The 5719-nt window shown below is 66.3% G+C and carries 5 protein-coding genes and 3 pseudogenes; 3 read left to right on the forward strand and 5 right to left on the reverse strand.

All coding sequences use genetic code 11. From position 1 onward, the window contains the following. The 3 genes and pseudogenes from F604_RS12260 to F604_RS12730 all read right to left on the reverse strand — a co-directional run. Positions 1 to 204, reverse strand: a pseudogene (locus F604_RS12260) (IS4 family transposase); the annotation flags it as partial. Positions 205 to 626: 422 nt separating this feature from the next. Beyond that, positions 627 to 1331 (reverse strand): S8 family serine peptidase, encoded by a 705-nt coding sequence (locus F604_RS13475; protein WP_019551707.1) that lies wholly within the window; start codon positions 1329 to 1331, stop codon positions 627 to 629. 225 nt (positions 1332 to 1556) lie between these two features. After that, a pseudogene (locus tag F604_RS12730) lies at positions 1557 to 1847 on the reverse strand (aminodeoxychorismate components I/II); the annotation flags it as partial. Between the two features lie 104 nt (positions 1848 to 1951). Here F604_RS12730 and F604_RS0111100 point away from each other — a divergent pair. The 3 genes from F604_RS0111100 to F604_RS0111110 are packed head-to-tail and all read left to right on the forward strand — an operon-like array spanning position 1952 to position 4447. Next, on the forward strand, positions 1952 to 2974 hold the full coding sequence (locus F604_RS0111100) for an ABC transporter substrate-binding protein (protein WP_248644188.1): 1023 nt from the start codon (positions 1952 to 1954) through the stop codon (positions 2972 to 2974). After that, positions 2961 to 3707: an ABC transporter ATP-binding protein gene (locus tag F604_RS0111105; RefSeq protein WP_019551710.1), complete on the forward strand. Its 747-nt coding sequence runs from the start codon at positions 2961 to 2963 to the stop codon at positions 3705 to 3707. Before F604_RS0111100 ends, F604_RS0111105 begins: the two co-directional genes overlap by 14 nt. Further along, complete coding sequence (locus F604_RS0111110) at positions 3692 to 4447, forward strand: ABC transporter permease (protein WP_019551711.1); 756 nt, start codon at positions 3692 to 3694, stop codon at positions 4445 to 4447. Before F604_RS0111105 ends, F604_RS0111110 begins: the two co-directional genes overlap by 16 nt. Before the next feature lie 38 nt (positions 4448 to 4485). Here F604_RS0111110 and F604_RS13360 read toward each other — a convergent pair. Both F604_RS13360 and F604_RS0111120 read right to left on the reverse strand, forming a co-directional pair. Further along, positions 4486 to 5033: pseudogene (locus F604_RS13360) on the reverse strand (Hsp33 family molecular chaperone HslO); the annotation flags it as partial. Between the two features lie 25 nt (positions 5034 to 5058). Beyond that, on the reverse strand, positions 5059 to 5295 hold the full coding sequence (locus F604_RS0111120) for a hypothetical protein (RefSeq protein WP_126187886.1): 237 nt from the start codon (positions 5293 to 5295) through the stop codon (positions 5059 to 5061). Between the last annotated feature and the right edge of the window lie 424 nt (positions 5296 to 5719).

Below are 5719 nucleotides of genomic sequence, written 5' to 3' on the forward strand. Positions count from 1 at the left end.
CCAGGCCAAGAACCGCTGGAACCTTCGGTAGGCGGAGCGGGGGTCAGGGCTGGCTATGGAGCCGAGGGAAAGAGCGAGTCTGGGGCCGCTTGTGGTGCGGGCGGTGACCAGAGCCATCACCAGGGCGGCCAGGAAGGTGAGGCGCCTGAGGTCGGCCTTCCAGTATCGCTTCAAGGCGTTGATGAGTGGGGTAAGCTGTTCCATGGGGACCACCTCCTATGGGTACCTGCCCATCCACGTGGGCGCAGGTCCATCCTAAAGGGGTGGTCCCACGTTTTGACGTGTACTGAGGTCGTCGGGTTATAGGGTTCGCTTAAACCGCCTTTGGCCTCTAAAGGGGTTCTGGCCTCACAAAACCCAATGATGCCCGAACCTCCTATTTTCTGCAAGGGGGGGTGCTCCCTGACCTGTACTTTCCGTTTACTGCGCGAACGGCCCCTCCAGGGAACATGCTACCTTGAACCGCCTTGGGTTAAGACCCACGAGGGAAGAGATACGGCCCGGAAAGAGAACCCAGGCCGTCCAGCCAGAACAAAGCCAACCCCACACCACCAGGCCCCTTGAGGGGCTTAGGATGGGCACAAGGGGAAGGGGACCTTTATGCCTCCTGGTATGGGCGGGTAGGTCTAGCGAGGCTGCACGTTTAGCCCAATCCCGCTGAGATCACCGGTGTAGGCCACGTTGATCGTGCTGCTACCGTAGAACTCACCCGGCTCTCCCAGCACACCGTCGCCGTCGCGGTCGTTGCCCGCCTCGAGGGTGTAGCTGCCCGCGGAGACGTTCTCCAGGGTGAAGTTTCCGCCCTGGTCCGCCTGCACCTCGGCCACCACCGTGCTCCCCTGGCGTAGGCGCACCCAGAACTCGGAGAAACGAGCGCTCAGCAGGTCCCGGGCAACCCTCACCGCGGCCTCGGCGTTGACCAGGCCGTAACCGTAGTACGGGTCCCAGCCTGCCGCACCTAGGTCGGAGGCGGTACCCCTCAGAATGAGCCTGATCTGGCTTGGGGTCAGGTCTGGGTTTGCGGCAAGCATCAGGGCTACGACCCCGGCCACGTGGGGGGAGGCCATGGAGGTGCCTTGGTAGTACGCGTAACCACCGCCCGGCACCGTTGAAAGGACACCGCCGCTGGTACCGTAGTTGGCTAGATCACCCCCTGGGGCCGCCACCCATATCTCGCTCCCGTAGTTGGAGTAGGGAGCCTTGACGTTTTCGGGGCCGGTGGCGGCCACAGCGATAGCGGTGGGCTCGGCGGCGGGGTAGAAAGCGAAGGGGCAGTTCTCGTTCCCCGCCGCAGCCACCATGGTCACGCCGTCACCCGCGGCCAGAGCCATGGCCTCTCTCGTTATCTCGTCGAGGGGTATCTGGGAGCGTGTAGGTTCTGGGGCGACCGGGTTTGGGGCCAGGTTCTGGGACCTGGAGGGAGCGGATCAGTGTGCGCAGTTGCCACTCGGGGAGTTCTGGTAAGCTGGGAGGGGGCTTGGGTGTTCCCACACATTTATCCAAGCCCCCTTCCTTATTGGCGTGTCAATGCATATGCAGGTGAATATCCGAAAGGGGGGGTAATAGAAGAAAAAGGCCTCAGGGAGGCCGGGAAGGGGCCTATGGGTGGGAAGCCCCAGGTGCCGGGCAAACTCGTAGGCGAAAAACCCGATCCAGGCAGGGAAGAAGCCCCGGCCAAGCCCCCTTTCCAGATAGCGGAAGATCTCCAAGGCCTCCCCCACCCTTTTGCCGTCCAGGTAGAGCCTGCCCTCCAGGACCTCGAGGCGGTGGCGGGGCCGGACGCCAAGGAGGGAAAGGCGGGCAAAGGGGGTCTTTGGGCCCAGGGACTCCAATAGGGCAGGCCGCATCCCCAGGGTCCGGGCCCCGTGGTAGAGGGCGAGCACGGCTTAAGAGTATACCCCGGTGACTGGGAGGTCCGCAGGACCCCTCTGGGCTTTATACCCTTGACAAGATGAGGCTCATAGACCACCATGGCGGTATGGACTGCTGCGTGGACCGGAGAAGGGTGGTGCAGGGGCTCTCAGGGCTGGCCCTGGGAGGCCTGGGGTGGGCGCAACGGGGAAGAAGACGCCTGCGCCTCGCCTTCTGCTCCCAGCTCCTCTGCATCATCCCCTACGAGGTGGCCCTGAGGCGGGGCTACTTCGCCGAGGAGGGCCTCGAGGTGGAGCTGGTCTACGCCCGGGGGGGAAGTCAGGCCCTGCAGTTTCTGGTAGGGCGGGCGGTGGACTACGCCGCCACCAGCCTGGACGCCGCCCTCCAGGCCTACCGGCAGGGAGCCCCCATCCTCCGCTTCTGCTCCACAGGCCGCCTTCCCCTCTTCGCCCTGGCCGCCGCCCCCAAGAGCGCCGTCAAGGGCCTCAAGGACCTGGAGGGGAAGACCGTGGGCGTCTCCGCCCTGGGCAACGCCGACCACGTCCTTTTGGTCTACCTCCTGAGGAAGGCTGGGGTGGACCCCAAGCGGGTGCAGTACGCCACCCTAGGCCCCAACCTTTACGAGGCCCTGAGGGCCGGGCACGTGGAGGTGGGGATGGTCCAGGAACCCGCCCTCACCCTTCTCAAGGAGGCGGGTGGACGGGAGCTTGTGAACCTGATGGACCTTAGGCAGGCCCGGACCTATCTGGGAGGCCCCTACGAGTTCATGGGGGTGGCGGTGCGGCGGGAGGAGCGCCAGGGAAGGCTGGAGGAGATGCGGGCCCTCTCCAGGGCCCTGGAAAAGGCCCTCCGCTTTATCCACGCCGCCAACGCCCACCTCATCGCCGACACCCTGCCCAAGGCCCTGATCGCCGGGGGGGATGAGGAGAGGCTCAGGGCGGTGATTGAGCGCTACCGCAAGGACCTCTACCCCACAAGGGTGCGGATTGACCTGGAGGCGGCCCGCCGGGTGGCGGAAAGCCAGATGGAGGCGGGCCTCCTCCCCCCTTCCTTCCGGGTTGAGGGCCTCCTGGACCTGGAGGTGCTGGGTGCTTCGGGTTGAGAACCTCACCCTGGGCTACGGGGGGGTGCCCGTCCTGGAGGGGGTGAGCCTCGGCGTGGGGGAAGGGGAGTTTGTAAGCCTGGTGGGGCCCTCGGGAAGCGGTAAGAGCACCCTACTCCGGGCCGTGGCCGGGCTGGTGCGGCCGCGGGCCGGGGCGATCCACCGGGCCTTTCCCCCGGAGGCCTTGGGCTTTCTCTTCCAGGAGGACGCCCTCCTCCCCTGGCGGACCGCACGGGAAAACGCCGCCTTGGGCCTCAGGATCCGCGGCTGGCCTAAGGCGAAGGCCTTGGAGGAGGCCGAGGCATGGCTTTTGCGCCTGGGGCTCCAGGGGCTTGGGGACCGCTACCCCCATGAGCTCTCCGGAGGGCAAAGGAAGCGGGTGGCCCTGGCCCAGGTGCTGGCCTTAAGGCCCCGGCTCCTCCTCATGGACGAGCCCTTCTCCAGCCTGGACGCCATCCTGCGCACAGGGGTTACCCGGGACCTCCTCCGGCTGGTGGAGGGAGAAGGCATCGCCGTCCTCCTGGTGACCCACGACCTCGAGGAAGCCCTGGCCCTCTCCGACCGGGTCTACCTCCTTTCCCAAGGGCCCAGGGCCCGGATCGCCAAGGAGTACGCCGTCCCCTTTTCCCGGCCCCGCGACCCCGTGGGGGTACGGAGTGATCCCCGCTTCGGCCCGCTCCTTAGGAGGCTATGGCAGGACCTGGAGGAGGTGGCCCTGTGCGCCGCGTCCTAGGGGTCGTAGGCCTTCTCCTCCTCTGGGAGGGCCTGGCCGCCTGGGGCCTCCTGAACCCCCTCTACGCCCCGCCCCCCCACCAGGTCCTCCTCACCCTCTATGGGCTCTTCCAAAGCGGGGAGATCCTCCCCCACCTCCAGGCCACCTTCACCGCGGCCCTGCTGGGGCTTTTCTGGGGGGTCCTCCTGGGGGGAAGCTTAGGCCTCCTCGCCGCCTTCAGCCCCCTTTTCGCCGACATGCTGGAGCCCATAATGCTTCTCCTGAACGCCATCCCCCGGGTGATCCTAGCTCCTCTCTTCGTCATCTGGCTGGGCATAGGTCTGGCCTCCAAGGTGGCCCTAAGCCTGGTTCTGGTCTCGGTCCTCCTCTTCTTCGCCGTCTACGGGGGGGTGCGGAACGTGGACCCGAGGCTGGTGGAGCGGGTAGAGACCCTGGGGGGAGGAAGGCTCTGGCTCCTCAAGGAGGTCTACCTCCCCTCCCTCGCCGCCTGGGTGCTCTCCTCCTTGAAGGTGGCGGTGGGCTTCGCCTTCACGGGGGCGGTGGTGGGGGAGTTCGTGGCCGCAAGCCGGGGGCTCGGCTACCTCCTCTCCTTCGCCCAGAGCACCTATAACGCCAAGCTCTCCCTGGCCCTGATCACCCTCATCGTTCTCTTTGTCCTCCTCCTTTTCTTCCTCTTTGACCGCCTCGAGCGCCACCTCCTCCGCTGGCGGCCCCGGGGCAGGGCGGAGAGCCAAGCCTGATCCCACCCCATGGAGGCTTGGGCCAAAAGGGGGTGGGATCACGCCTCCCTCCGCCCCCCAGGAAGCTCCACCCGCCGCCCGCAGCGGCAGGTCTCCCCCTCCATGCGGATCAGGGTGCCGTCCGCCTTGGGGTAGAGCCAGAGGGCCCCGCAGTCCGGGCAGCGCACCTAGGCCACCAGGGTGCGGATCTCCTCTGGGGAGAAGCGGTAGACCTCGCCGCACCAGTGGCAGACCACCTCTGCCCCCCCGTCCTTCACGATCATCTCCTCCCGCTCCTCTGGGGTGAAGAAGACCAGGGCCTCGAGGGCCTTCTCCCGGGTGCAGCGGCACCGGAAGCGGGCCGGGATCTCGTTTTGGGGGTAGCCCAGGGCGCTAAGGTCGGTGCGCTGGAAGTCGAGGCCCTCCATAAGGGCCTCCAAAGCCCCCTCCAGGCCCCTTTCCCTGAGAAGGGGCGTGATCCCGGGGAGGGCCTTGAGGTTGGCCTCGAGGCGGCCCAGGACCTCCTTCTTAGCCCCCGGCATCACCTGCACCGCCACCCCCTCGCCACCTCCCCCTCCCCCTTCACCCTCACCCCTAGGAGGAGTGATCCGGCCCCTTGGACTTAGACACTTTCATCCTGCCTCCCGTGTGATGCCCTTAGCGCTCTGCCCTAGAACCTCATCCATCACCTCCTTTGGCGTCCGGTAGCCCAGCCCCGAGTGCAACCGACCCCCAAGGTACGGGCTACGCCCGTGACCGTGGTAGTAGCGTAGCCGCTCCTCCACCACCCCCCTTAGCTCCTCAAGACTCTTGGCCTCCAAAAACTGGTCCCGTCCCTCCCACTTGAACCGAGCAAAAAAACTCTCCACCACCGGAGAAAATGTACGCTTCGCGTGACACCCTTGGCCCCCATCAGACTGTAGGAAAGCCTCTGCCCGTCCCTCAGCAAAAGCGTCCCCACCCACTCGTGGCTCAAAAAAGAACCCCCCTGATCGTGGTGTACCAGGGCCTCGGGAAGCCTCCCCATCTGGGCCTGGAGAAAGACCTTGGCCTCCGCCCACGCCCCAAGGGCCAGCTCCGCCGAAGGAGATGGCCCTAAACCCCAGGCCACCACCGTCCGCGTCCCCAAGCTACGGGCTTGCGCCCGTGACGTGGTCCAGGATGGGCAGGAACCAGGCCTTCCCACCCCGGTAGGGCAGGAGGGTGAAGTCGGTGTACAGGAGCTCAAAGGGTTCGGGTTCCCTCCGCTTGAGCAAGGAGGCCCGGAGGTCGGCCCTTTCTCCCGCCACCAGG

The sequence above is a fragment of the Thermus scotoductus DSM 8553 genome, assembly GCF_000381045.1.
Taxonomy (GTDB): Bacteria; Deinococcota; Deinococci; order Deinococcales; family Thermaceae; genus Thermus; species Thermus scotoductus.

Coding starts and splice junctions, on each gene's coding strand:
- F604_RS0111100 (WP_248644188.1), top strand. CDS start 1,952: ATGAGGCTCATAGACCACCATGGCGGTATGGACTGCTGCGTGGACCGG.
- F604_RS13475 (WP_019551707.1), bottom strand. CDS start 1,331: ATGGCTCTGGCCGCGGGTGACGGCGTGACCATGGTGGCTGCGGCGGGG.